Genomic DNA, 25223 nt, shown 5'->3' with positions numbered 1-25223 from the left:
GCAAAGTTACAACAATATTTCGATTAAACAACACCCAGAGAAAATTTATTCTACAAAACCCGAAATCAAAAAAAAGAAGGTCGCCTATTCACTCATAGGCGACCTTTCGTGACCCCGGAGAGATTCGAACTCTCGACCCAATGATTAAGAGTCATTTGCTCTACCAGCTGAGCTACGGAGTCATTCCTTTTCTCAATTGCGATGCAAAGTTAAATAATAGTTTTGAAACTCGCAACAGGAGAACAGAAAAACTTGAAGAAAAAATTTAGTGACCCCGGCGGGATTCAAACCCACGACCTTTGGAACCGGAATCCAATGCTCTATTCAGCTGAGCTACGAGGTCTTTTATTTTTCCGTCAGCAAAGATAGGAAATATCTCAAACATATACGAGATATTTCAAGCAAGTAACAAACAAAATAGAGAACGACATATAATAATGTAGGTACCACAAAAAAAATCAAAACACAGTTATTCAAATCCGACAAAGAGATAAAACTGTACAGATAACACTGTTTATATGCCAAAGGCTATTTTCGGTAAAAAATGGTTACATTTGTACTCCGTAATCTACTCATAAGTTAACTCCTAAAAACTGATCATTGTGGCAGACACTAAGTATATATTTGTTACGGGTGGCGTGGTCTCTTCTCTTGGAAAAGGGATCGTAGCTGCATCTCTGGCAAAACTAATTCAAGCCAGAGGACTGAGGGTGACCATTCAAAAATTCGATCCTTATATCAATATAGATCCGGGAACTCTGAACCCATACGAGCATGGCGAATGCTATGTCACTACGGATGGACACGAAGCCGATCTTGATCTTGGACACTATGAACGTTTTCTAAACATACCCACCACTCGTGCCAATAATATTACGACAGGAAGAATCTACCAAAATGTCATAAAAAAGGAGAGACGAGGAGACTACTTGGGGAAAACGGTACAAGTGATCCCGCATATAACGGATGAGATCAAGCGCAATGTCAAACTCTTAGGCTCTAACAATGAATACGATATTGTAATTACTGAGATAGGCGGAACTGTTGGCGATATAGAGTCTTTACCTTTTATAGAAAGTGTAAGACAGCTCAAGTGGGAGCTGGGACGCAATTGCATGTGTATTCACCTAACCTATGTTCCGTATATAGCAGCCGCCGGAGAGCTTAAAACCAAGCCGACACAACACTCGGTAAAACAACTTCAAGAGCTCGGTATCCAGCCGGATGTTTTGGTTCTTCGCACAGAACATGACCTAAGCATGGAGCTTCGTAGCAAGGTTGCTCTTTTCTGCAATGTACCTAAAGAGGCTGTATTCCAATCAGCCGACGTTTCTACCATATACGAAGTTCCTCTCGTTCTGCAAGAGCAAGGGATGGACAAGTATGTACTGAACTACTTTGGACTTGAACCGGGAGAGACTCCTGAGATGAAGCCATGGAGGGAATTCCTACAGCTAACAAAAACAGCCAGCGAAACTATTCATATCGGATTGATAGGAAAATATGTGGAGTTACAAGACGCCTATAAATCGATTGACGAAAGCCTCCAGCAAGCAGCGATATACAACCACAAGCTATTGAAATTAGAATATATCTCTTCTGAAATTCTGACAGAAGATAACGTTGTAACAGAACTTGCTCACTTGGATGGTATCATCATCGCTCCGGGCTTTGGCTCAAGGGGAATAGATGGAAAATTGATAGCATTGAAGTATGCTCGCCAACAAAATGTACCGACGCTTGGCATCTGTCTTGGAATGCAGTGTATGGTAATAGAGTTTGCTCGCAATGTATTGGGATATACAGATGCCAACAGCACGGAAGTAAATCCATCGACCACTCATCCTGTAATAGACATTATGGATGAGCAGAAGAATCTTCACAACTATGGAGGCACTATGAGACTTGGATCTTATGAGTGCAAGCTTACTCCGGGCTCCAAAGTTTTTGAAGCATACGGGAAAGAAAACATTTCAGAAAGACACCGCCATCGTTTTGAGTTCAATAGCAAATATCAAAAAGAATTTGAAGAGGCGGGACTTAGTATTACCGGAGTTAATCCTCACACCAACTTGGTAGAAGTGGTTGAGATAGCCAATCACAAGTGGTTTGTAGGAGTGCAGTTCCATCCGGAATATCAAAGTACAGTAATAAATCCAAATCCCCTTTTCATGGCATTCATGAAAGCCTGCATAAACAGCAACAGCAAGTAATCGGCATATAGAAAAGAAAAAAACAACAGATATTTAATGGATAAAAAAACACTCATTGGCTTCATTCTTATTGGAATAGCCTTCATTGCATTTATATATGTAGGAAGACCATCTGAAGCAGAGATTGAAGCGTATAATCGTGCTCAAGACTCAATAGCCGCCCTTTCGGAGAAAAAACACACAGAGGATAGCCTGGCACATTCCCAACAATCTTTGGTTTCTCTACCCGACTCTCTTTCCAGCACACAAAAAGATAGCATTCTATCTCTCTTGGCAAGCAATAAATATGGAGAGTTTGCTACAGCGTCTCAAGGTAGTGCAGAAGAGTTCAAACTTGAAAACGACTCCATATCTATTTCATTGACCAACAAGGGAGCGCAGATCACGAATGCTCTTCTTAAAAAGTACAATAAGTATGATGGCAACCCGATCGAGCTCATAAAGGCAGAAGATGCTTCTTTTAACTATACCCTTGTTACAGCAAGCAACAGAATCATAGAAACCAAGGATCTTTACTTCAAGGGTTCTCAGATAGCTCCAAATAAAGTTTCATTCAGCTTGGAAGCCACTTCCGGAATAGGCATGGAGATTATCTATACCCTACAAAATAAATATCTGTTGGATATAGACATAAAGTACAATCATCTCTCTTCCGTATTGGCTTCTAATACACCATATCTTGATGCTTCATGGACACTCCCTGTCTATCAAAACGAAAAAAGTGGAAAGAATGAACAAAGATACAGTGGCTTGGCTTACAAAAAGAGCGGAGAAGATACTGAAAAGCTCAATACAGGTAAAGATGTTACGGAAGAAATAAATGGGAAAGTTCAATGGATTGCATTCCGAGACATGTTCTTCTCTACTCTTCTCTACTCCCCAACACACATAGAACAAGTATCTCTTAAAAGTCAGATACTGGGTGAGAGCAACATGCTAAAAAAACTCACAGCCAACTTTACTATTCCGGTATCGGATAAAGGTCAAAAACTAAACCTTTTCATCGGTCCACACAACTATGACCTCCTCAAAGAGGTAGATAAAGCTTGGGGCAATGATAACGAGATTACCCAAATCATAGACATGGGAGATTGGTTCAGATTCATCAACATCTGGCTCATCATTCCTATATTCAACTTCCTTGAAACCATAACAGGCAATTACGGAATCATCATTCTATTGCTCACGCTTATCATTAAACTGCTCTTGAGTCCATTTACGCTCAAATCTTACATGTCTCAAGCCAAGATGAGAGTACTCAGACCTCAAGTGGAAGAGATCAATGCTAAGTACCCGGGCGATGACAACATGATGAAGCGTCAGCAAGCCACAATGAATCTCTATAAGAGCGCAGGAGCTAGCACTCTGGGAGGATGCCTTCCAATGTTGCTTCAAATGCCTTTCCTTGTAGCGATGTACCAATACTTCCCTACAAGTATCAATCTCCGTGGAGAAAGTTTCCTCTGGGCTAAAGACCTCTCTACATACGATGATATCATCTCATGGAGCACTCATATTCCGCTTATCTCAGACTTCATCGGGAATCATATCAGCCTTTTCTGTCTATTGATGACAATAGTTCAGATTGTTTATATGAATATCAGTCAGCAAAGTACAGGACAAACCACCATGCCGGGGATGAAGATGCTGCCATACCTCATGTCCATCATGTTCTTCTTCTTCCTTAACCAAAGTGCTGCCGGTCTCTCCTACTACTATCTGATGTCCATGCTCATCACCATACTTCAAACCTATCTTTTCCGTCTTTTTGTAAATGAAAAAAAACTTCTTGCCAAGATGGAAGAAAACAAGAAGAAGCCTATAAAGAAGAGCAAATGGATGCAACGCATGGAAGAGCTTCAAAAACAACAAATGGAGCTTCAAAAACAAAAGGCTCGCAAATAAACGAGGCGTAATAAACAAAAATAGTTTCAAGGATCTCGCTTTGATACAGCTTCAAAGCGAGATTTTTCTTTACCTCATAACTTCAGAGCTTATGAGATGAATAAAATCCAAAGAAAAATTAGCGATAAGTGTTGCACGAGTAAAATATTTATCATACCTTTGCAACGCAAACGAGAGAAATAGTTTGCGGATCGGTGTGGTAGTTCAGTTGGTTAGAATACCTGCCTGTCACGCAGGGGGTCGCGGGTTCGAGTCCCGTCCATACCGCAAAAGGATGATAGCTTGAGCTATCATCCTTTTTTATAGCAAAGAAATCTCACACAGAGAAAGTTTCTTCCTTTCCATACCTTCCTCTCAAAAGATTATACATACAGACATAAAACAAAACGAATCCAAGAAAGAATATATCTCTCTTGGACCCGGAAACTTTCAGCCTTTATATTGTCAAGCTATACTGAGTGAACCCTGCCAGGCTCGAACTGGCGACCTCTGCCCTGTCAAGGCAGCGCTCTAAACCAACTGAGCTAAGGATTCGCATGCCAAAGTTACAAAAATCCCTCTGTCTGCCAAACTAAAGCCTCTCACACCATTCTCTTGGTATCCGTCTCGACTCCTTCATCTTTTGCTTGTAGAGCTTTATGGTCAGATCTTCCTCCTCCGTCCGATCACCATTCCTCAATATCGGCATATACCACTTGCTCAATATCCCTTCAAACTCCCCGATGCTAATTGTTGCAAGTGCCCAAGAGACCGCCTGACGTATGGTAAGATAATTCCAGAATGGTTTTGTCGCATTGATATCTGCCAATATATCGTCCAAACTCTCCAATCCGTGCTTGTGATAATACATTCTGATTGTCAGAAACACCCTTATCCCATACAGCGGCAACCCCTCACGAAGCGAGAAGCAGGACTCGAACGCCTTCCTCACGACATCTCTCTTCAATACCTTTCCCACATCCGACAGCACAGCATCGCACACAGCCCATCCGTCCAGATGTGCCAAGATTGTTTTGAAGAACAGCAGCCATTCCTCTTCCGACCGGCACATCTTCGCGGCAGCAAAGACATACACCATTTTCGCTTCAAAATACAGAGGCAAGAGCTTTTCCAGCTCTTCATGCAATGCGCCAAAAGAAGGATACTCATCCTTAAGAGACCCTGCCAGTTTTCTCAACACCGGGGTACGTACTCCAATGACGGTTTCCGGATTATCCGAAACTTTAAGCTTGACCGAAAAACTCCGAATACTCTCTTCCGATGCTTCCAAAAGACGCTCCTTAATTCCTTTCATCACGATAAATAGACAATAAACAAATATCAACACACCTCTTTCTAAATGAATTCTATCCAAAAGTAATAACTAATACCGGAACCACTGCACAGATTTTGAGTCGAAACGACAATTACCAATCCGAAAAACGATAATTACCAACTCTGAAAATACTAATTAGCTATCCAGCAAAAATTCGAAAAGAATCATAAGAAACCGGGGAAGGGAGAGATGAGTGGGATGCAGGTACAAAAAAGCAGTGCCGGAGCATTCGCTCCGACACTGCCCGTCTTTTTGTCTGTATGTTTTCTCCTCTGTTAGAACTTTATGACTGCTCCGCAGTAGATGGAGAATGGTTGTGTCGGTCCGTAGATGTAACCGCTGTCGCGGAATCCGTAAGAGTCGAAATCTTTCTGGAACGAGTTCAGAAGATTGTTTACTCCGGCATAGAGCTGGAGGGTTGATGCGGAGAAGAAGCGCAAGTCGTAAGAGATTTTTGCTCCGAGGTCGAAGAACTGCGGTGTCTGCTCTACGACGCCCCACATCGGTGCGTTTTCTTCTTCACGAGTGTCGGGTCTGAGTCCGCTCTTTACGAGTTCGATGTCTTTCACGGCAGACATACGTCCCACTTCGATGGCGTGAGGCACTTTCATGGTTCCCGTATAGTTGGCAGTGAGAGAGAGGTTGAGAGGTTTTACCGGATTGATGTTCACGGTGAAGTATCCGTAGACGTTAGGTGTGCGCATGAAGTCTTTGGAGAGGATCTCCACGGTTTCGTCATATACGCGGTTGCCGTCTTCTATCTTGGAGGCAAAGCCATCGAGGGTCTTGGGTCCAAACTCCTTGGCTGTGTCTATGTTCTTCGGGTTGTCCGAATCTTCTCCGGCAAGGAGCGAGCGTTCTGCTCCTGTGGCTTGTGCCACGTCCCATTGGCTCTTTGCGAGTGTAAGTCCTGCCTGAACGGAGAGGATGTTCCACACGAGCTTTCCTTCGAGGTTGAGACCATATACTGTTGCATTGGAGCCGTTGATGCGGTTGTAGATCTTGAAGCCGTTTTCGCTCTTGACGTACTCGGTGTTGAATGCTCCGATGAGTCGGGTATAGAACCCTTCTACCAAGATGTTGGTGCGGACGCTTTCGGTGTTGAAGTACATGTCGGAGCTCAAGCTGAAGCTGTGGCTGTACTCCGGTTTCAGATTGGGGATGTTCACGATCTTTTGTACCTCTCCCTGAACCACTCCTACGTGCAAGTCTTCATCGAACACTTGAGGTGCACGGAACCCTTTGGCGTAAGAGGCGCGGAGGTTGATACTGCTGTTCGGGTTGAAACGAAGTGTGGCACGAGGCGATAGAATAGGCTTGACACTCTTTCCGTCTGCGGTGCGGATGGCGCTGTTTTGGTCGAGACGAGCTCCAAGAAGAATGGTCCACATATCGTTCTTGAATTCCAGCTGACCTATCTGGCTGAAGTTGTGTATCACCTGATTGAGCGGAGGATAGAGGCTGGTCTTGCCGTCTTCTGCCAAAGTCCAGTTGCGGATAGGCATGATGTCGTAAAGGCTGTCGTAGACGTACTCTGTTCCCAAAAGGAACTGTGCCGGCATGAACAGGAGCCTGTCCATGTTGTACTCATACTGCAATCCTCCCATATAGGTGCGTCCCTTTGTGTAACCGTAGTTGATGCCGTAGTTGGCAGGATCTGTCGGTTTGCCCAAAGATCCGAGGGCGCCATCGCCGATACCTCCGTAGTAGCTGTTGCGGTTGATCATCTGTCCGGAAGCATAGGCTTGCAGGTGATGATTGGTATCTTCCGAGAAGAGGTCATACTTGATGTTTCCGCTGTTGATGTAGTGTTCGGTGCGTTCCGATACGGAAGCCAAGTGGTCCGGGAGATCCAGATGATCTCCCCCACGGCGATATTCATATATGGTATGAGCTTCGGCTGTGAGGTTCTGTGTCGGAGAGATATTGAAGAATGCTCTCGTACCAAGTGCCTTGCCGTTGATCTTACCCATTTCGGAGTATCCGTCCCCATTGGCATCCCAAGCGGAGCGGTCTCTGCTCTGTGCAAACACCACCGCCCCCATACGTGCGTCAGGGCTTACAAGCGCCGCATTCACACCAAGAGTGTTGTCGGGAGTCTTGCCGCCTGTGAATGTCAGATTATTGGAGAAAGAGAAGCTGTTGCTTGTAGGGTTCTTGGTGATGATGTTGATAACACCCGCAATGGCAGAAGAACCATACAACGCAGAGCCGCCTCCTCTTACAACCTCCACGCGATCAATCATGTTCACCGGAATGTGTTCCAATCCGTAAACGCCTGCAAGTGAAGAGAAGACAGGACGGCTGTCTATAAGAATCTGAGAGAAGTGTCCATCAAGACCATTGATACGAACCTGATTGAAGCCGCAATTCTGACAATTATTTTCTACTCTCAAGCCGGGTTGGAAAGACAATCCTTGTGCAAGATTCACTGCATTGCTCTGTTTCAAATGAGCCTCACCGATGACACTCACAAGCGTAGGAGCATACTTACGGAGAGTTGCCTGACGATTGGCTGTTACAACCACTTCATCCAATCTCAACACATCCTCCACAGCTGTAAAGTTTACCTCGACAGTCTTTTTCGGAACGATGTCTAACACTCTCTCCTGAGTGAGGTATCCTGTACCCTGCATCACAATGGTGTATCTGCCGGGCTTTATATTCACTATTCGGTAGTGTCCCGAAGCATCCGTGTAAGCACCGAAAGGTGTTCCTTTAATCCTGATACTGATTCCGGCGATATGGTCTCCGGTCTTTGAGTCCAACACGTGTCCCACAATGTTCGCATCGGTTACTCTGGCTTGCTGTTCTACTTCAATGTCGGGAGTCGCATAGATCTGTCCTACACCAAAAGTGGCACTGCAGAACAAGCCCAACAGAGATAGACATGTACTCTTTTTCATTATTACTTATGATTAGTTATTGTTGATATGTATTTTTCTACTAAACGGGAACAAAGGTAGCCATTTGATCCTTTCAGAATGTTACCCACAAGTAGGTATTTTTAACCTCAAAAACAGCTCACAGAGCAGGTTCTGCCCCGAAAATAGTCTTGTTAAAATAGCAAAATAGGTAAGTTCACCCTCTTTCGCATGACCATCCGATACCCAAAGAAAATTCTTACACCTCCGAAAACATTCCGCATGACCCTATATAATAAGGTAAGAAACAGCACCAAGGGAAAGCGTCCTATCCGAACAGGAAGAGAGGTTTAGAAGTAAAAAATGTAGCAGTAAGGTGCTAACTATTAAGAAAAAAGAGTATCTTTGCACCACGCTTTCGGAAACAGCTATTCAGCCTCAAGGCTTCTTTTATAGCATTCCGTTGGCATTTGACCCTCGCTAAATATTTTAATAACAGTACATAATACACAGAAAAAAGCTATGACTAAAGCTGAAGTTGTAAATAAGATAGCCAAAGATACAGGCTTGGAAAAGCATCTCGTATTGGATACGGTAGAGAAGTTCATGGAAGTTATAAAAGATGCTCTTGCTTCTGATGAGAACGTTTATTTGAGAGGGTTTGGTAGCTTCATCGTGAAGACTCGTGCCAGCAAGACGGCAAGAGATATTTCCAAGAACGTTACGATCCAAATTCCGGAGAGAAAGATCCCTGCATTCAAGCCATCTAAGACTTTCACTTCAAAAATCAAACAATAAGGCTTTCCTCATTGTTAGATCAAAGTAAGACTACTACAAGATAAAGTTTAACATAAAAAACATTACTACCATGCCAAGTGGAAAAAAGAGAAAAAGGCATAAAATGGCCACTCATAAAAGAAAAAAAAGACTAAGAAAGAACAGACATAAAAAGCGTAAATAAGCCATCTTTAGATGTGAGCTTCTGTTCGCTACCTCAAGATTGCAGCTTAACGGCTTTTCAATTTAGAGTAGCACATCTAACTAAGGTAGCATAAGGTAGAACAAACGCATCAATCTAAAGTAAACCTTCAGATAATGCGTTTGTTCTTTTTGTTACCACACCAATCCAAGTAGAAAAGAAAAGACAAACAAAACTTTCCGTGTGAAAAGCGACATCATCATTGACGTACAACCCAAGGAAGTATCTATCGCCGTTGTAGAAAACGACAAGCTGGTAGAACTTCAGCGAGAGAAACAAAATGTAGCTTTCGCCGTGGGGGACATTTATCTGGGCAAGATCAAAAAGATAATGCCCGGACTCAATGCGGCCTTTGTGGATGTAGGCCACCCGAAAGAAGCTTTTCTACACTATAGAGACCTTGGAGCATCGTACCTTTCGGTACAATCTTTTCTCAAAGACGTAGAGAAAAACAAAGGGAAGAGTGGGGACCAGCCATCTTGGAAGAAGATGAAGCTGGAAAAGGACATCAGCAAAGATGGGGCCATAGCCGACATTCTGAAAGCAGGAGACCAAGTGATGGTACAGATTACCAAGGAAGCCATCTCCACCAAAGGTCCAAGACTGTCGGGCGAACTCTCTTTCGCAGGAAGATATTTGGTTCTGATCCCATTCCAAGACAAGGTTTCCGTATCTCAGAAGATACGCTCCGCAGAAGAACGGGCAAGATTGAGACAGCTCGTGGTGAGCATCAAGCCCAAGAATGTAAGCGTAATAGTACGGACATCTGCCGAAGGAGTACGAGTGGCAGAGCTCGACTACGAGTTGCGATCTCTCATCAAAAAGTGGGAGGACACAGCAGAAACATTGGCAAAAAAGCCTAAAAACCTGCTTCTCCACGAAGAAACAAGCAGACTCCTGAGCCTGCTTCGAGACACCTACAACTCCAATTACAAGCACATCTATATCAATGACAAGAATGTGCTGGATGCGACAAAAGAGTACATTGAACTCATAGATCCGGGACGCGGAAGCATTGTAGAATATTACGGAGAGAAAGCTCCGATATTCGACCATTTCGGTATCACGAAACAGATCAAAAACCTATTCGGCAGGACGGTTACCTATAAAAGCGGTGCATACCTTATTATAGAGCAGACCGAAGCCATGCACGTGATAGATGTCAATAGCGGAAACCGGGCAAGAGGAAGCAAAGATCAGGAGGATACAGCCATAGATGTAAACCTCTCCGCAGCGGAAGAGATTGCAAGGCAACTCCGTTTAAGAGATCTTGGAGGCATCATTGTGGTGGACTTTATAGATATGGGAGTAGCAGCCAACAGGCAAAAGCTATTCGAGTACATGAACGAAGTGATGGCTTCCGACAGGGCTAAGCACAGCATACTGCCCCTCAGCAAGTTCGGTTTGATGCAGATCACTCGTCAGCGTGTACGCCCATCAACTACGGTATCCACCAAAGAAGATTGTCCTACTTGTGGAGGACGAGGCAAGATACAGTCCACACTGTTCTTTGTTGAAGAAGTAGAGTCCAACATAGAAGTGCTCATGAAGCAAGAGAATGTCAATAAACTCGATGTACACGTGCATCCATTCGTAGCGGCATACCTGACCAAAGGATTCCTCTCATTCGGTTCCATACAAGCCAAATGGAGAAAGAAGTACGGCAAAGGGCTTACCATTGTTCCCAACCAGTCTCTCGGTATTGTAGAAGCTTCATACATAGACAATGAAAAGAACGACCTCTCTCATTTCCTTGAAATAGATGTCAAGGAGAAAGAGAGCGATGCTTGATTCTTGTCAAACCTAAAACAACAGAAAAGGTTAGCCTCCAAGAGTGATGGCTAACCTTTTTTGTTTAGGCTGTTGTGATGATGACCGGCTGCTCCTTGAGCTCTTAAGCCGGTTTCTGTCCGGCTTCTACCATTTTGGGAAAGCGATCTGTCCTCTCCCCTGTCCGGCACAAAGAGAAGTGCAATCTGCCTCTAATTGTTCAGATCTATGTTTATGTCCGGTTTGATAAAGTCGTTCCGGCTGATCTTAAAAGGCTGAATTTCTTCACCTCCATCCACGATAATGGTAACCGAATCCGCCCAGTTTTGAAGCGAATATAAGGATGAAATATCGTAAGAAACTGTTTCCTTAACGATCTCTTTAGCGGTCCATGTCTTTGATACTCCGGGATTACGATAAAGTTTGAACATCAACGTATTGGGAGTTTGATTGCCCGGATCGTAGACAAGATATACCTTCGTGCCTGCAACTTCCCCCGTAGATCTGTTCCGAACAGAAGTACCGACTACCACATCAAAGAAGCCACGACACACACCGGATAGCAAAAACTCCGCATTCTCTTCGCTGTTTTCCGGATCTGTGATACCTCTTTCTTTTGCCTCTTTGATGGTCAAAGGGTAAGCCACTCTGTATTTCTTAAACCCGGCAACAACGGCATCGTCTATAAACAGCTCTTTCTTCCCCGACGTCTTGCGCTGATACTCCTTATACATAAAAGCAAAGTATCCTCTCTCTATGCCGTCCAAGACAGCACTTTTGGAGGTAACGATACCTCCGCCATCGAGATAACACAGATACTTACCCTCTTTACTTTTCGCCACTGTTGCCTGACTCATAAATCCTCTATCATCAGTATCTGTCTCTTGAGAACAGCTCACAAATGCAGCCATACAAGAGAGCATGAGTAAGATTCCGAATACGTTTTTCCTTTTCATTCTGCTATTGTTTTTCAATTATGCGGCACAAATGTAAAAAAAGTAGTCGGAAAGAAGAAACAAAGAGCTCTTTTCCTCATGGATAGACATTAGAAACATGAGTGTAAAGGCTGTTTCGTTTATGTACCGACAAGATAAAAAATAAGGCAGAGAGACGGACCGACCTTCCGCTCTCTGCCTCAATATCTATCTTTTATACCTATCAGCACCTATGCTTCGTCAAAATCTGTATCCAACAGAGGCATAGAAGCTTATATTCTTGGCACTTCGGCCGCTGTCTCTGAGAAGTTTAGCAAGCCCATATTGAGTTCCGACACCAAGCATGATACGATTCATTTCGACACCGACACCTACTTGAGCACCAAAGTCAAAAGGATGCAGTTTAGACTTTTCATCACCACTTCCCTTAAAGAGATTACCTTCATCTGTCTTTTTATCTCCCTTCTTAGTCTCCACAGTATACTTCCCGGACAATCCATAAGCAATATACGGACCGACATTGACAAAAGCATTGAAAGTATCAGAAAGTTTGAATCTGCTATTGATAAGAACAGGCAAATCCAAATAGTGAAGTCTGTTGGTAGATTTGACCTTTCCCACGGTTGTAATGTGTGTCTCTTCCCAATACCCTTTCATCGAATAGTTGAGACCGGTTTGCAAAGAAAGTTCATAAGTGGGTAAGGTTATAAATGCGTAGTCTACGGTAACTCCTGCACGAAATCCATGGAGCATCTTTACATCTATTGCATCGGTAAGATTGGCTCCCTGATATCCGGCTTGGACAATAAATGTCGGACGATTTTGAGCAACGGCAGTCATACAGAAAAGCATAAAAGCTAAGGTTAAAATCTTTTTCATAATTTCATTTTTTAGTGTTACTACTGTCAAGGTTTTCACTCGATTACCATGTATGAGAGACACAAAAACCACATGCCTCCCTCGCAAATATAAGCAAAAATAACAGGAGAAGGCAATCCAAGAATAAAGACAGATAGAAGTTAGGCATGATAAATGTTGGGATTTTGGCAAGTTGCCGGATGCTCCGACATCTGTTTATAGAGTTTTGCCGAATCTGTTTAGCGGTCTTGGGCATAATCCTTCCACCTCACACCACGAAGCATTTGCAAAGAGGTTTTAATACGGAAAAAAGTTGCTCTTATCACTTTCAATACTTGACCTGAACAGATTAAAGAAGATAAAGCAAGGTTTGATTTCTGAAAACCGGGAGCCGACTGCTACAAATCAAGCCTTGAAGTGTACAAATAAAGATTTGATTTATAACTCTGTACACGTTCAATCTGTTTTTCTTCAACGTTCAGCTCATTTTATGAACGGGTTCAGACTCTTTTATATTCTCGACAAGAAAAAAAGTATCCTCTTATTCCGGATCTTCGCGGCACGAAAAGAGAAAAAAAGAAGATTGTCTTGCCAAAAATGTATCAAGATGCTTTTATTTAATTTTCCTTTTACTACCTTTGTCCCTCGGAATAGACCTCCCCATTTGTAGGGAAATTTACACTAACATAGACAAGCTACATTTACTTGCAAGATAAAACATAAGGATAAGGTAATCCTATTGCTAAATAGTGATCTTGAGGATTGGCTATTTAAGTAAAAAAACTTACTTTTGTTTTGCATTACTATTACTTAATCTACCACAATGACAAAAGCCAGTACATGTAAGAGCGGAATAGTATCTCGAGCATTAGGCAATACGGTATATGTGCGTATGGAGCGCAACAGCGCCTGCAAAGAGTGTCATGCCAAAGGGGCTTGCCTTGCCTCCGATGTAGGACATATAGACATTTCTGTGCAGACACCCCATGCGGAAAGCTATAAACCCGGAGACAAAGTCAGCCTCGAACCACTGTTCAACGTTTATCATGCCATACTTTTTGCATTTGTCTTTCCTCTGGTACTGCTGGTCGGGATTGTTTTCATAGCCAATCACTTCTTTTTGGTATCAGAGTCTGTGAGCTACGCTACGGCATTGGGGGCATTGGTAGTGTACTTTGTCATCCTTAAGTTGTGCAACGCTTATTTCACCAAGAAGTATCAATACACTTTGAAAAAGTTAGAATAAGATATGTTTCTTACTATTACATTTTTAGGAGCCTTAGGGGCTTCGGGTGCGGCATTGCTTTATGCTGTATCAAAGAAGTTTCATGTAGAAGAAGATCCGCGCATAGGTGAAGTCCAAGAGGCATTGCCGGGTGCAAACTGCGGAGGATGCGGATTTCCCGGTTGTGGAGGATTTGCCTCTGCTTGTGCCAAAGCTTCTTCTTTGGAAGGATTATTCTGCCCGGTTGGCGGTGCGGAAACTATGGCAAAAGTGGCAGATATTTTGGGGCTTGCGGCTGTTCAGTCCGAACCATTGGTTGCAGTGGTTCGCTGTAATGGGAACTGCGATGCCAGACCAAGGACAAACACTTTCGATGGCGTATCTTCTTGCGCGGTAGCCACAGCTCTCTACTCCGGTGAGACCAACTGCTCTTACGGCTGTCATGGTCTCGGAGACTGCGTCAGAGTGTGCGACTTCGGTGCCATATCCATCAATCCGGAAACGAAACTGCCTGAAGTAGATCAGGATAAGTGTACCGCTTGTGGTGCTTGCGTAAAAGCCTGCCCGAAGTTCATCATAGAACTCCGCAAAAAAGGGCCTAAGAACAGACGCGTATTTGTTTCCTGTGTCAATAAAGATAAAGGCGGCGTTGCGAAGAAGGCTTGCGCCAACGCTTGTATCGGCTGTTCTCTGTGCTTTAAGGAGTGCAAGTTTGAAGCCATTACCATTGCAAACAATCTATCATACATAGATCATACGAAGTGTCGTCTCTGTCGCAAGTGCGTTTCGGTCTGTCCGACCAAAGCGATACACGAGATCGGATTTCCTCCTCCTAAGCCAAAAGTAGAAGAGACAGAGAGTCCGGCAGCCAAGACAGAACAAGTATAAGACTTTTAGAATAAAGCAAAAGATATGCTCAAGACATTCAGAATAGGAGGGATACACCCTCCTGAAGCTAAGCTTAGTGCGGATGCGCCTATCGAAGTATTCCATACCACAAGTACGGTAACCATACCTCTCGGACAGCATATTGGTGCTCCGGCTGAAGCGGTAGTAAAGCGTGGAGATAGCGTAAAAGTGGGTACACTCATAGGTAAAAGTGCCGGTTTCATCTCCGCAAACATACACTCCTCAGTATCCGGAAAGGTTGTGAAGATCGACGATATAGTGGATGCTTCCGGATATAAAAAGCCTGCGATATACATAGAATGCGATAACGAAGATACTTGGGAAGAGAGTATCGATCGCTCTTCTACGCTTATAAAGGAGTGCAATCTCTCATCAAAAGAGATCATAGATAAGGTTGCAGCGGCAGGTATAGTGGGTTTGGGAGGTGCCACATTCCCCTCTCATGTCAAGCTTATGCCTCCTAAAGACAGCAAAGCAGAGATATTGATCATCAATGCGGTAGAGTGCGAGCCGTACCTTACATCCGACCATCGTCTCATGTTGGAGTATGCAGACGAAGTGCTTGTGGGTACCTCCATACTGATGAAAGCCATCGGAGTGGATCGTGCAGTGATAGGCATAGAAAACAATAAAAAGGATGCGATAGCTCTCCTTACACAGAAAGCATCGGAATATAAAGGCATCACGATACAACCTCTAAAGGTAAAATATCCGCAAGGAGGAGAGAAACAGCTCATAGATGCCGTAACAAAGAGAGCCGTCAAGAGCGGACAGCTCCCGATCTCGGAGGGTGCCGTGGTTCAGAATGTGGGGACAGCATTTGCCGTTTACGAGGCTGTTCAAAAAAACAAACCTCTCGTGGAACGGGTTGTAACGATTACTGGGAAACGACTGGCTCGTCCGTCCAACCTGATGGTCAGGATCGGCACACCGCTATCTTCTCTTATCTCCCACGTTGGAGAGATTCCTGCCGGCACCGGAAAGATTGTAAGCGGTGGACCGATGATGGGTAAAGCATTGGCTCAAACCTCTTCGCCGGTGACCAAAGGTACAAGCGGTGTGCTCTTACTGCCTAAAGCGGACACCAAACGTAAGCCTATGCGAAACTGTATTCGCTGTACGAAGTGTGTCGGAGTGTGTCCGATGGGATTGAATCCTGCGTTCTTGATGCGTGATGTAACGTTCAAAAACTGGGACGAAGCCGAAAAGAATAATATAGTGGACTGTATAGAGTGTGGCTCTTGTAGCTTCACCTGTCCGGCAAACCGCCCTCTTCTCGATGAAATACGCTTAGGCAAGCAGAAAGTGATGGGCATCATCCGCTCCCGTAAATCTTAAAGACTAAACACAATCAGACTAATGGATAATAAGTTTCTGGTATCTCCCTCTCCTCACATACACAGTGGAGACAGTATAGAGAAGAATATGTATGGGGTTATCATAGCTCTCATACCTGCTCTTCTTGCCTCATTTTATTTCTTCGGACTGGGTGCGGTCGTCGTTACCATAGCATCCGTTTTGGGATGTGTAGCCACCGAATATCTTATCAATAAGTATCTCTTGCGTCGTGACGAGCTTACCATCACCGATGGCAGTGCCATTCTTACCGGCTTGTTGCTCGCTCTGAATCTCCCTTCAAACCTTCCCGTGTGGATTATCCTCGTGGGTGCATTCATTGCCATAGGTATCGGGAAGATGTCTTTTGGAGGTTTGGGATGCAATATATTCAATCCCGCACTTCTCGGACGCGTGGTACTTCTGATCTCTTTCCCTGTACAGATGACCTCTTGGCCCAAGCCTCTCCAATGGACTCAATACATTGATGTAGAGTCCGGAGCCACTCCGCTCGGAATACTGAAAGGTGTAAAGATGGGCATACAGGGCAACAGCCTGGACATGATCCCCAACACCTTCGACCTTCTTTTGGGTCAAATGGGAGGTTCTCTTGGGGAAGTGAGTGCCATTGCACTCCTTTTGGGTCTCGTCTATATGCTTGTAAAGAAGATCATCACATGGCATATCCCGGTAGCGATACTCGGTACCGTTGCCATCTTTGCCGGAGCATTGTACTTGTACGACCCTACCGTCTATCCTACTCCTGATGTACACCTTCTAACGGGAGGTATGCTACTCGGAGCGATATTCATGGCTACAGACTACGTTTCATCTCCTATGACCAAGAACGGGATGCTCATCTATGGTGTCTGCATAGGTCTCATCACGATGCTTATCCGTGTCTTCGGTTCATTCCCGGAAGGTATGTCTTTTGCCATTCTCATTATGAATGGTATCACACCCATTATCAACCTGTATGTTAAACCTAAACACTTTGGAGGTAAAGTAGCGAAATGAAGAAGTTAGGATCCACATTGCCCAATATGTTCTTATCTCTTACCATCATCTGTGTGGTAGCTTCGGCCTTGTTGTCTTTCGTTTACAATGGCACCAAAGATATCATTGCGCAGTCCAAAGTGGCAGCTTTGGAGCGTGCGATAGGCGAAGTAACACCGGAGTTTGACAACTCACCCTATCAAGAACAAGTAAAGATTCTCGTAGAAACAGACAGCTTGTCGGTTTTTCCTGCAACGAAAGACGGAGCTCTTGTAGCCACTGCCGTACAATCCGTTACACATAAAGGATTCAGCGGAGACGTTTCTATTCTGTTTGGTTTCGACTTGGAAGGAAACATCATCAACTACTCCGTGCTATCCATGCAAGAGACTCCCGGTCTCGGTACAAAGATGACAGACTGGTTCAAAACAGAGAAAGGCAACCAGTCCGTACTGGGAAGAAACCTCAACAACGGCGATCTGAAAGTGAAACAAGACCAGGGAGACGTAGATGCCATAACTGCCGCCACCATCTCCAGCCGTGCATTCCTTGATGCCGCAGCCCGTGCACATATTGCACAGAAAGAGTTCGTTGCAAGCAGAAACAGTGCTCCATCACCATCAACAGAAAGTGAACAAGAATAAATAGCCATGAATATATTAAAGTCATTAAAGAACGGAATCGTGGACGAGAACCCTATCTTCGTCCTCCTTTTGGGTATGTGTCCCACGTTGGGAACGACCTCTTCTGCCATGAATGGGTTCAGTATGGGAATGGCGACTATGTTCGTACTCATCTGCTCCAATCTGGTGATCTCTCTTATCAAGAATCTCATTCCGGACAAAGTTCGTATCCCGGCTTTCATCGTTGTCATCGCAACGTTTGTTACCCTCGTTCAGTTTTCCATGGAAGCCTTTCTTCCGGCTCTGTACGAAAGCTTGGGTCTATTCATTCCTCTCATTGTGGTAAACTGTCTTGTGCTTGGTAGAGCGGAGGCTTTTGCGGCTAAGAATGGCACGCTATCCTCTATCGTGGATGGTCTTGCCATGGGTCTTGGATTTACTGTCGCGCTTACACTGCTCGGTCTTGTGCGCGAACTTCTCGGCACTTGGCACGCATTCGGCTACAAAGTTCCGGGCTTGGGAGAAGAGTATGGAGCGTTGGTATTCGTTCTTGCTCCCGGAGCATTCATCGCCTTGGGCTATCTGATTGCCATCATCAATACCCTTCGCAACAAGTCTAAGGCATAACACACAATCTTTCAACAGATAAAAACAAAACAGTATGGAATACTTCATCATATTCGTTTCAGCCATATTGGTGAACAACATCGTGTTCTCCCAATTTCTCGGAATATGTCCGTTTTTGGGTGTATCTCAAAAGCTCTCCACTGCACTGGGTATGGGAGCTGCGGTAACCTTTGTGGTTACGATAGCTACACTGGTTACGATGGCGATCAATCACTTTATTTTGCTACCATACGATCTGGGTTATATGATGACAATATCGTTCATCCTTGTCATTGCAGCTCTGGTTCAGATGGTAGAGATCATTCTCAAAAAGATCTCCCCTGCCCTTTATCAGGCATTGGGAGTATTCTTACCTCTGATCACCACAAACTGTATGATACTCGGTACTGCCATTATCATCGTACAAAAAGATTACGACCTGCTCCGCAGCCTTACCTTTGCCATCTCTACGGCGATAGGTTATACCATTGCACTGATAATATTCTCTGTCATTCGTGAGCAGCTCGCTCAGACAGATGTGCCAAAAGCCCTCAAGGGTATCCCCATCGCTCTCATCGTTGCCGGTATCCTTGCTCTCTCTTTCATGGGATTCGGCGGATTGGTATAGCAAGAGCCTGAACAATATAAAGGGAACGCCTCCTGAGTTTGAATAAATTGACTTAGGAGGCGTTCCTTATTTTTTACCCGGATGTTCCCACTACTGACACACTCTCTTTTTAGGATGGAAATCAATTCTGTTTAACAGGGACAAAAACTGCTCTGAACACGAAAACAGAACTCTTTTAACACGGATAAATCATAAAATCAAGGCCTGAATGGCAAGATTCACGCTTCGATTCGTACCATTCAAGCCTTGTTCTCTACAAATCGGGGCTTGATTTGCGCCTCCGAACAGGCTAAAAGAAAGATATAACCCTGTTTGGAGAAACTATTAAACTGCTTTACAGAAATATTCAAACACTCGAAAAGGAGATCCCGAACACCCATGGATGCCACCGCAAATCCGGTAAGCAAGAGGTGTAGTGAAGAGGATAAATCCGAAGATCATCCCTCTTTCTCACGGAATAAGTGTGCTGCCGACACGAAACAGGTGCTGCTACTGCGTCCAGACGTTTGGAAAATACTCTCGGAACAGCGATGTAAAATGATCTATCTGCTCCGGTGTATGCTCCTTAACACCCTTGAGTCTGTACTCCCATCCCATGGTTTCGTACTTGTGGACGCCATAAGTGTGATAAGGAAGTATCTCGACCCGATCAATATTCTTGAGAGAGGAATACTTTTCGCACAACAGCCGGATGTCCTCTTCCGAGTCGTTGAAGCCGGGAACCATCACACATCTGAGGCGTACAGGCATATTGATCTCTTCGAGATACTTTGCCGTCTTCCAAACCTGGTCGCAAGAGTGTTCCGTGAGCTCGTGATGCTTTTCATTGTTTGCCTGCTTCACATCCAACAGTACCATATCTATGAGATTGTACACCTCCTTGACATCTTCGTTCATGATGCTTCCGTTGGTATCCACACAGATATGGATGCCGTTCTCTTTGAGCTGTCTCATGATGGGAATAAGAAGACGAGCCTGCAACATGGGCTCGCCGCCACTGAACGTAACACCTCCTTTTTTCCCGAAAAATGCCTTTTCGCTTATGGCACGACGCACCACTTCATTCTCTTCAATGTTGCGTCCTTTGGTGAAAGGGATGGTGTCGGGATTGGCACAATAGGCACACTTGAAATTGCATCCTTGCATAAAGACGACGAGCCGGAGTCCCGGCCCGTCGAAAGTACCCATTGATTCAAATGAGTGTATTCTTAGCATAACTGCGAAGTAAATGATTATCTCATTCTCTTGTGGAAGCTACGAGAGATAACTTCCAACTGATGTTCTCTGCTGAGCTTAATAAAGTTTACGGCATATCCGGAAACACGGATGGTCAGCTGAGGATAGTTTTCCGGATGCTCCATTGCATCTTCCAGCATGGCACGGTTCAAGACATTCACATTCAAGTGGTGAGCCATCTTGGAGAAGTATCCGTCCATCATGCTTACAAGATTTTCCACTTGCTCCTCTTTGTTTGAACCCAAAGAGTGAGGTACGATGCTGAACGTATTACTTACGCCGTCAAGAGAGTCGGAATAGTCGATCTTCGACACGGAAGAGAGAGAAGCGATAGCTCCATTCTCATCACGACCGTGCATCGGATTGGCTCCCGGAGCAAATGCAACGCCTTTGGCACGTCCGTCGGGAGTGGCACCGGTCTTCTTTCCATACATCACATTGGAAGTGATGGTGAGGATAGAGAGTGTAGGCTCGGCATTCTTGTAAACAGGAAGAGCCTTTAGAAGATCGCTGAAGTAGCGGGTAACCTCTATTGCCAAAGAGTCCACGCGGTCATCGTCATTACCATAGCATGGGAACTCACCCTCTATCTTGAACTCTTCCGTAAGACCGTCTGCATTTCTCAAAGCCGTTACTTTGGCATGCTTGATGGCAGAAAGAGAATCTGCTACGATAGATAGACCGGCTGCTCCATACGCAAGATTGATGGCAGGATTGGTATCCACAAGAGCCATCTGTGCTTTTTCGTAGTAGTACTTGTCGTGCATATAGTGGATGATGTTCATGGCATCGTTGTACACGCGTGCTACTTCCACAAGGACTTTCTTGTAGTTCGCTATCACTTCGTCAAAGTCCAAAACATCGCTCTTGAGTGGAGGAATATCCTTTACGACCACTTCTCCGGTAAACTCGCAACGTCCTCCGTTCAGAGCCAACAGAAGTGCTTTGGCAAGATTGGTTCTTGCACCGAAAAACTGAATCTGCTTACCAATCTCCTGGAATGATACACAGCATGCGATACCATAGTCGTCGGACTTTCTTACACCGCGCATCAAGTCGTCATTTTCATACTGAATGGAGGATGTGTCTATGGATACCTGTGCACAGAAATCCTTGAAACCTTGCGGAAGATCTTGTGCCCAAAGGACTGTCATATTGGGTTCGGGAGAAGGTCCAAGGTTATAAAGCGTCTGCAAGAAGCGGAAGCTGGTCTTCGTTACCTTGTGTCTTCCGTCCTGCAAGCGTCCTCCGATAGACTCTGTAACCCATGTAGGGTCTCCTGCGAAGATTTCGTTGTAGGAGTTCATGCGCAACTGACGCACCATACGCAGCTTTATCACAAACTGGTCTATAAGCTCCTGTGCAAAAACTTCATCAATCTTGCCGTGAGTAAGATCGTATTCTATATATATATCCAAGAAAGAAGAAACATTTCCCAAAGACATGGCAGCTCCGTCTTGCTCTTTCACTGCCGCAAGGTAAGCGAAGTAAACCCACTGAACAGCCTCTTGTGCCGATGTGGCAGGACGGGAAACATCGAAGCCGTAAGACTGTGCCATCACTTTGATATCCTTAAGAGCCTTGATCTGTTCGCTGACTTCTTCTCTCAATCGAACTCGTTCTTCGGACATAAATCCAAGCAGAGAGTTAAGATCTTCTTGCTTAGCTTCGATCAGGCGATCCGCACCATAGAGAGCCAAACGACGGTAGTCTCCTATCACGCGACCACGTGCATAGTTGTCCGGCAAACCGGTAAGGAAACCAAGTGAACGATACAGACGAATCTCCGGAGTATAAACATCGAATACTCCATCATTGTGTGTCTTGCGATAAGAGTGGAAAATCTCTTTTACTTTTTCGTCCAAATGTACACCGTTCTCCTCGCATGCTTTGTCCACGACACCGATTCCACCAAAAGGCTTGATGGCTCTGCGAAGCAGTTCATCTGTCTGAAGACCTACTATCACCTCGTTTTCTCTGTCGATGTATCCGGGTGCATGAGATGTAATGGTCGAAATAGTCTTAGGATCTATCGAGCGTACACCGTTGTTGTCTCGCTCTTCTTTCAGAGCAGCAGTACAGATGCTCCAGATTTTCTTTGTTCTCTCCGATGCAGGTTGAAGAAAAGAAGCGTCTCCGTTATAGGGAGTTACATTTCTTACTACGAAATCACGAACATTTATTTCGTCATTCCATAAGCCTTTCTTGAAGTCCATGTCTTTTTCTTTTAATTTGTTAGATGAGGTTGTGTTATTTGCATATTGAATACCTGCTCAAGATGCAGTGCAAAGATAATAGGTAAAAGATAGATGGGCAACACCAAGAACAAAATATAAGTTAATAAAACAAGTAATTTCGATAGAAATCTATTAAAAATAGAGTAATAATAGTCCCAATATAAATATTTACAGGCAATCAACAGATTTATTTCGAAAAATTAGACTTACAATCATAGTTAATTTATGTTTCCACAACAGTGATATATAAAGGGAAACTTGAATAGAAAAAACAGTACATACTTTCTTGAACTCAAAAACAAAGATGCTAACTTTGTGATAACCCAATACACCTAATAATGGCTCTTGATATAGAAAAACTGAGAGACTTTGCACTATCTCTCCCTTACACTACGGAAGATCTTCCTTTTGGTCCTGATGTTATCGTGTTCAAACTCTTCGACAAAGTCTTTATGCTACTCCCCTTGAACAACGAAGATGGTGTCCGCTTTAATGTGAAGTGCGATCCGGATCTGGCTGAAGATCTTCGGATGCACTACAATGCCGTAGTGCCTGGGTATCACATGAATAAAAGGCACTGGAATACGATATATATAAATAGAGATATGAGCGATGCCGACATTCTGGAACAGATCAGAGCATCCTATCAGCTTATTCTTGATAAGCTCCCGAAACGCCTGAAAGATACTCTGAACTTTTCTTGAAAGAGGCTTTTCCATCTATGGGAAAGAATAAAAAGAAATATTGGTACAAAAGATGTGGATAACTTCTTGACTATTTGCCTTGAGACTAAAGCCGTTCTCAACATCTTATAATTGAGTTATATGAACCAATAACAGGGTAAGAACATAGATCATAGAGAAATAATCTACTTTATGAATAGTAAATATGCAAACTATACAACAAACATATTTAATAAAAAGAAACTAATAACTTCTCTTAGGAGCCAAGGAATAATCTCTCAAGTAGCAAAAAGCCCCAAAAAGACTCAAGAAACAACAGAAGAATAATTGATAACTACAAAAATATGGATAAGAATCTCAACAAGGAAGAGCAGAAAAAAGTAGGTAATCTAATTAAGTGTTCAGAAAATTGTAAAAGTAATATCGGTTACCTAAAAAGCTTTAAGCCTGAAGACGTAGAGGTATATCGCAATGGTAATGAAGAGTTGGTTATAAAACACAAAGAATTTGATCGTATTAAAATTACCATAGGCAAGATGGTAATTATTATGCAGATTCTGGTTCGAGAAAAGGGAAAGATGGTAGTCAGAACCAATTCCTTAATGTGTGCCTTTCTAATGCTACTTACATCGTTGATAAGTCTATTAAATTCTGTACTGATGACTTAGGACGCACCTTCTATGCTGAGGTAATTGATATGGATGAGCTTCAAAATCAAATATCTAATCGTGCTGAAGTAGATAAAAAGACTCAGAAATCTATAAGAAAAAATGGCAATACGGATGATGAATCAGGACACATTATTGCTAAAAATTTAGGAGGACCTAACGAAGCTATCAACCAAATAGCGATGAAGAAAGACTTGAATCGTGGAAAATGGAAAAGTTTGGAAAATAACCTAAGCAACAACCTAAAAGATTTAAAATATTTCAAAATTAAAGTTTTCTACGAAGAGAAATCTAAACGGCCAATAGAATTTGATATATCTTACACAATAAATATAAAGAACTGTTATAAGGAAAGGTAGATCCAGTTCATGGTTAAGGTGTTTCAAAAGCTCTTGGAATAGAATTATCTGAGCCGTCATAAAGAAGACAATTAGCATTACAAAATCTTATTAGAGACAAGAAAGGCTAAGCATTTCAGCATCACAAGCTGACAATGCTTGGCTTTTTTGTAAAGATTCTAAGGAATACCTCTTAATTTCTTATACACTTGACCATAAATAATTCTCAAAAGACCTGTAAAAACAAAGGAGAGAGCCACATTCCTGTTACGGTTCATGTCTCTCTCCTTATCGTTAAGTGGCGGCTACTTACTCTCCTATTTGCATATTCCTTAGAAGTATGGAAAAAGAAAAAAGATTGAAAAGGAGAGAACAGCAAAGCCATCTCTATTTTCATACGGAGGAGAAACAGAATAAAAAATCAAAGAGAAAGCAGTGGAAAGATTCCACTTGTATTTTTATGCGGAGTGACGAAAAAAGCAAAAGAGGTTGAAAAGAGACGGAGGATATACACCTCATATTTGAGAATAACCAATATGGAAAGAGCAAAAGGATTGAAGAGGAGAAAAGCGGCAAATCCGTTTCTATTTTCATACGAAGTGTGGAAAGAGCAAAAAAGGGTTGAAGAGGAGAAAGAAGGACGCTAGTATGTATCTTAATGCAGAGGAGAAACGGAGTGAAAAGAATTAAAGAGATAATCGCAAGGTGTTTCGTCTCTATTTTCATCCAGGACAGGGAAAGAATAAAAAGAAATGAAGAAGTAGAAAAGAAAGAAGAAGCAAACCGGCAAACCTATAAAAACAAAGGAGAGAGCCATGTTCCTGTTACGGTTCATGTCTCTCTCCTTCTCTCTAAGTGGCGGCTACCTACTCTCCCATTTGCATAGTACCATCGGCGTGA

Annotated in this window: 19 protein-coding genes and 4 tRNA genes; 14 read left to right on the top strand and 9 right to left on the bottom strand. The window is 43.5% G+C overall.

The annotated features are described in order from the left end of the window. Window positions 1-109: 109 nt before the first annotated feature. Together HQ39_RS05935 and HQ39_RS05930 are read right to left on the bottom strand one after the other, a co-directional pair. A tRNA-Lys gene (locus HQ39_RS05935) sits at window positions 110-182 on the bottom strand. A gap of 87 nt (window positions 183-269) precedes the next feature. Further along, window positions 270-343: transfer RNA gene (locus HQ39_RS05930), tRNA-Arg, on the bottom strand. Between the two features lie 259 nt (window positions 344-602). On the opposite strand from HQ39_RS05930, the gene HQ39_RS05925 reads away from it, so the two are divergent. The 3 genes from HQ39_RS05925 (at window position 603) to HQ39_RS05915 (ending at window position 4385) form a co-directional block, all read left to right on the top strand. After that, complete coding sequence (locus tag HQ39_RS05925) at window positions 603-2213, top strand: CTP synthase (protein WP_036847444.1); 1611 nt, start codon at window positions 603-605, stop codon at window positions 2211-2213. Between the two features lie 36 nt (window positions 2214-2249). After that, window positions 2250-4118 carry a membrane protein insertase YidC gene (yidC, locus tag HQ39_RS05920; RefSeq protein WP_036864658.1) on the top strand — a complete coding sequence of 623 codons (1869 nt, stop codon included), beginning with the start codon at window positions 2250-2252 and terminating at the stop codon, window positions 4116-4118. Window positions 4119-4311: 193 nt separating this feature from the next. Beyond that, a tRNA-Asp gene (locus tag HQ39_RS05915) sits at window positions 4312-4385 on the top strand. Between the two features lie 192 nt (window positions 4386-4577). Here HQ39_RS05915 and HQ39_RS05910 read toward each other — a convergent pair. The 3 genes from HQ39_RS05910 to HQ39_RS05900 all read right to left on the bottom strand — a co-directional run bounded on the left by HQ39_RS05910 (window position 4578) and on the right by HQ39_RS05900 (window position 8339). Further along, window positions 4578-4652 (bottom strand) — tRNA-Val (locus tag HQ39_RS05910). Between the two features lie 37 nt (window positions 4653-4689). Continuing rightward, complete coding sequence (locus HQ39_RS05905; protein WP_036864655.1) at window positions 4690-5412, bottom strand: DNA alkylation repair protein; 723 nt, start codon at window positions 5410-5412, stop codon at window positions 4690-4692. Between the two features lie 296 nt (window positions 5413-5708). Next, complete coding sequence (locus HQ39_RS05900) at window positions 5709-8339, bottom strand: TonB-dependent receptor (protein ID WP_036864654.1); 2631 nt, start codon at window positions 8337-8339, stop codon at window positions 5709-5711. A 450-nt stretch (window positions 8340-8789) separates the two neighbouring features. Here HQ39_RS05900 and HQ39_RS05895 point away from each other — a divergent pair, with 450 nt between their 5' ends. After that, a complete protein-coding gene (locus HQ39_RS05895) occupies window positions 8790-9095 on the top strand; it encodes an HU family DNA-binding protein (protein WP_255359386.1) in 306 nt (101 codons plus the stop codon). A gap of 364 nt (window positions 9096-9459) precedes the next feature. Beyond that, window positions 9460-11067, top strand: a complete 1608-nt coding sequence (locus HQ39_RS05890) for a ribonuclease E/G (RefSeq protein WP_036789163.1) — start codon at window positions 9460-9462, stop codon at window positions 11065-11067. 191 nt (window positions 11068-11258) lie between these two features. Here HQ39_RS05890 and HQ39_RS05885 read toward each other — a convergent pair whose 3' ends face one another. Together HQ39_RS05885 and HQ39_RS05880 are read right to left on the bottom strand one after the other, a co-directional pair. After that, window positions 11259-12002 carry a hypothetical protein gene (locus HQ39_RS05885; RefSeq protein ID WP_036864652.1) on the bottom strand — a complete coding sequence of 248 codons (744 nt, stop codon included), beginning with the start codon at window positions 12000-12002 and terminating at the stop codon, window positions 11259-11261. Window positions 12003-12221: 219 nt separating this feature from the next. Continuing rightward, window positions 12222-12860 (bottom strand): porin family protein, encoded by a 639-nt coding sequence (locus HQ39_RS05880; RefSeq protein ID WP_036864649.1) that lies wholly within the window; start codon window positions 12858-12860, stop codon window positions 12222-12224. Window positions 12861-13662: 802 nt separating this feature from the next. Here HQ39_RS05880 and HQ39_RS05870 point away from each other — a divergent pair. Genes HQ39_RS05870 through HQ39_RS05840 form a run of 7 tightly spaced genes read left to right on the top strand, consistent with a single transcriptional unit; the run spans window position 13663 to window position 19161 of the window. Next, window positions 13663-14085, top strand: a complete 423-nt coding sequence (locus tag HQ39_RS05870) for a SoxR reducing system RseC family protein (RefSeq protein ID WP_052079492.1) — start codon at window positions 13663-13665, stop codon at window positions 14083-14085. A 3-nt stretch (window positions 14086-14088) separates the two neighbouring features. Then, entirely contained in the window at window positions 14089-14952 is an 864-nt protein-coding gene (locus HQ39_RS05865) for a Fe-S cluster domain-containing protein (protein WP_036789170.1), read from the top strand. A gap of 24 nt (window positions 14953-14976) precedes the next feature. Then, window positions 14977-16311, top strand: coding sequence for an electron transport complex subunit RsxC (gene rsxC, locus HQ39_RS05860; RefSeq protein WP_036789172.1), 1335 nt, complete (start codon window positions 14977-14979; stop codon window positions 16309-16311). 21 nt (window positions 16312-16332) lie between these two features. Further along, window positions 16333-17325 (top strand): RnfABCDGE type electron transport complex subunit D, encoded by a 993-nt coding sequence (locus tag HQ39_RS05855; RefSeq protein ID WP_036864642.1) that lies wholly within the window; start codon window positions 16333-16335, stop codon window positions 17323-17325. Continuing rightward, a complete protein-coding gene (locus HQ39_RS05850) occupies window positions 17322-17948 on the top strand; it encodes an RnfABCDGE type electron transport complex subunit G (protein WP_036864639.1) in 627 nt (208 codons plus the stop codon). Before HQ39_RS05855 ends, HQ39_RS05850 begins: the two co-directional genes overlap by 4 nt. 6 nt (window positions 17949-17954) lie before the next feature. Further along, window positions 17955-18554 carry an RnfABCDGE type electron transport complex subunit E gene (locus tag HQ39_RS05845; protein ID WP_036789178.1) on the top strand — a complete coding sequence of 200 codons (600 nt, stop codon included), beginning with the start codon at window positions 17955-17957 and terminating at the stop codon, window positions 18552-18554. 34 nt (window positions 18555-18588) lie between these two features. Beyond that, a complete protein-coding gene (locus tag HQ39_RS05840; RefSeq protein ID WP_036864638.1) occupies window positions 18589-19161 on the top strand; it encodes an electron transport complex protein RnfA in 573 nt (190 codons plus the stop codon). Between the two features lie 489 nt (window positions 19162-19650). Here the strand turns inward: HQ39_RS05840 and pflA are convergent, their stop codons facing one another. Continuing rightward, a complete protein-coding gene (pflA, locus tag HQ39_RS05835; protein WP_036864637.1) occupies window positions 19651-20376 on the bottom strand; it encodes a pyruvate formate-lyase-activating protein in 726 nt (241 codons plus the stop codon). Between the two features lie 17 nt (window positions 20377-20393). Next, on the bottom strand, window positions 20394-22613 hold the full coding sequence (gene pflB / locus HQ39_RS05830; RefSeq protein ID WP_036847465.1) for a formate C-acetyltransferase: 2220 nt from the start codon (window positions 22611-22613) through the stop codon (window positions 20394-20396). Between the two features lie 359 nt (window positions 22614-22972). Between pflB and HQ39_RS05825 the strand changes: the two genes are divergently transcribed. Both HQ39_RS05825 and HQ39_RS05815 read left to right on the top strand, forming a co-directional pair. Continuing rightward, window positions 22973-23338 carry an MmcQ/YjbR family DNA-binding protein gene (locus tag HQ39_RS05825; RefSeq protein ID WP_036864635.1) on the top strand — a complete coding sequence of 122 codons (366 nt, stop codon included), beginning with the start codon at window positions 22973-22975 and terminating at the stop codon, window positions 23336-23338. Window positions 23339-23921: 583 nt separating this feature from the next. Next, window positions 23922-24344 (top strand): DNA/RNA non-specific endonuclease, encoded by a 423-nt coding sequence (locus HQ39_RS05815; protein WP_081965399.1) that lies wholly within the window; start codon window positions 23922-23924, stop codon window positions 24342-24344. Window positions 24345-25223: the final 879 nt, after the last annotated feature.

Source organism: Porphyromonas sp. COT-108 OH2963 (genome assembly GCF_000768895.1).
GTDB lineage: Bacteria > Bacteroidota > Bacteroidia > Bacteroidales > Porphyromonadaceae > Porphyromonas_A > Porphyromonas_A canoris.
Note: the sequence above shows the minus strand (reverse complement) of the source record. Positions and strands in the feature narration are given on the sequence as shown.

Bases quoted from the DNA above. Each gene is read 5' to 3' on its own strand.
- HQ39_RS05870 (WP_052079492.1), top strand. From the start codon at position 13,663: ATGACAAAAGCCAGTACATGTAAGAGCGGAATAGTATCTCGAGCATTA.
- HQ39_RS05905 (WP_036864655.1), bottom strand. From the start codon at position 5,412: ATGAAAGGAATTAAGGAGCGTCTTTTGGAAGCATCGGAAGAGAGTATT.
- pflA (WP_036864637.1), bottom strand. From the start codon at position 20,376: ATGCTAAGAATACACTCATTTGAATCAATGGGTACTTTCGACGGGCCG.
- HQ39_RS05850 (WP_036864639.1), top strand. From the start codon at position 17,322: ATGAAGAAGTTAGGATCCACATTGCCCAATATGTTCTTATCTCTTACC.
- pflB (WP_036847465.1), bottom strand. From the start codon at position 22,613: ATGGACTTCAAGAAAGGCTTATGGAATGACGAAATAAATGTTCGTGAT.
- HQ39_RS05880 (WP_036864649.1), bottom strand. From the start codon at position 12,860: ATGAAAAAGATTTTAACCTTAGCTTTTATGCTTTTCTGTATGACTGCC.
- HQ39_RS05825 (WP_036864635.1), top strand. From the start codon at position 22,973: ATGGCTCTTGATATAGAAAAACTGAGAGACTTTGCACTATCTCTCCCT.
- yidC (WP_036864658.1), top strand. From the start codon at position 2,250: ATGGATAAAAAAACACTCATTGGCTTCATTCTTATTGGAATAGCCTTC.
- HQ39_RS05840 (WP_036864638.1), top strand. From the start codon at position 18,589: ATGGAATACTTCATCATATTCGTTTCAGCCATATTGGTGAACAACATC.
- HQ39_RS05885 (WP_036864652.1), bottom strand. From the start codon at position 12,002: ATGAAAAGGAAAAACGTATTCGGAATCTTACTCATGCTCTCTTGTATG.
- rsxC (WP_036789172.1), top strand. From the start codon at position 14,977: ATGCTCAAGACATTCAGAATAGGAGGGATACACCCTCCTGAAGCTAAG.
- HQ39_RS05900 (WP_036864654.1), bottom strand. From the start codon at position 8,339: ATGAAAAAGAGTACATGTCTATCTCTGTTGGGCTTGTTCTGCAGTGCC.
- HQ39_RS05845 (WP_036789178.1), top strand. From the start codon at position 17,955: ATGAATATATTAAAGTCATTAAAGAACGGAATCGTGGACGAGAACCCT.
- HQ39_RS05865 (WP_036789170.1), top strand. From the start codon at position 14,089: ATGTTTCTTACTATTACATTTTTAGGAGCCTTAGGGGCTTCGGGTGCG.
- HQ39_RS05855 (WP_036864642.1), top strand. From the start codon at position 16,333: ATGGATAATAAGTTTCTGGTATCTCCCTCTCCTCACATACACAGTGGA.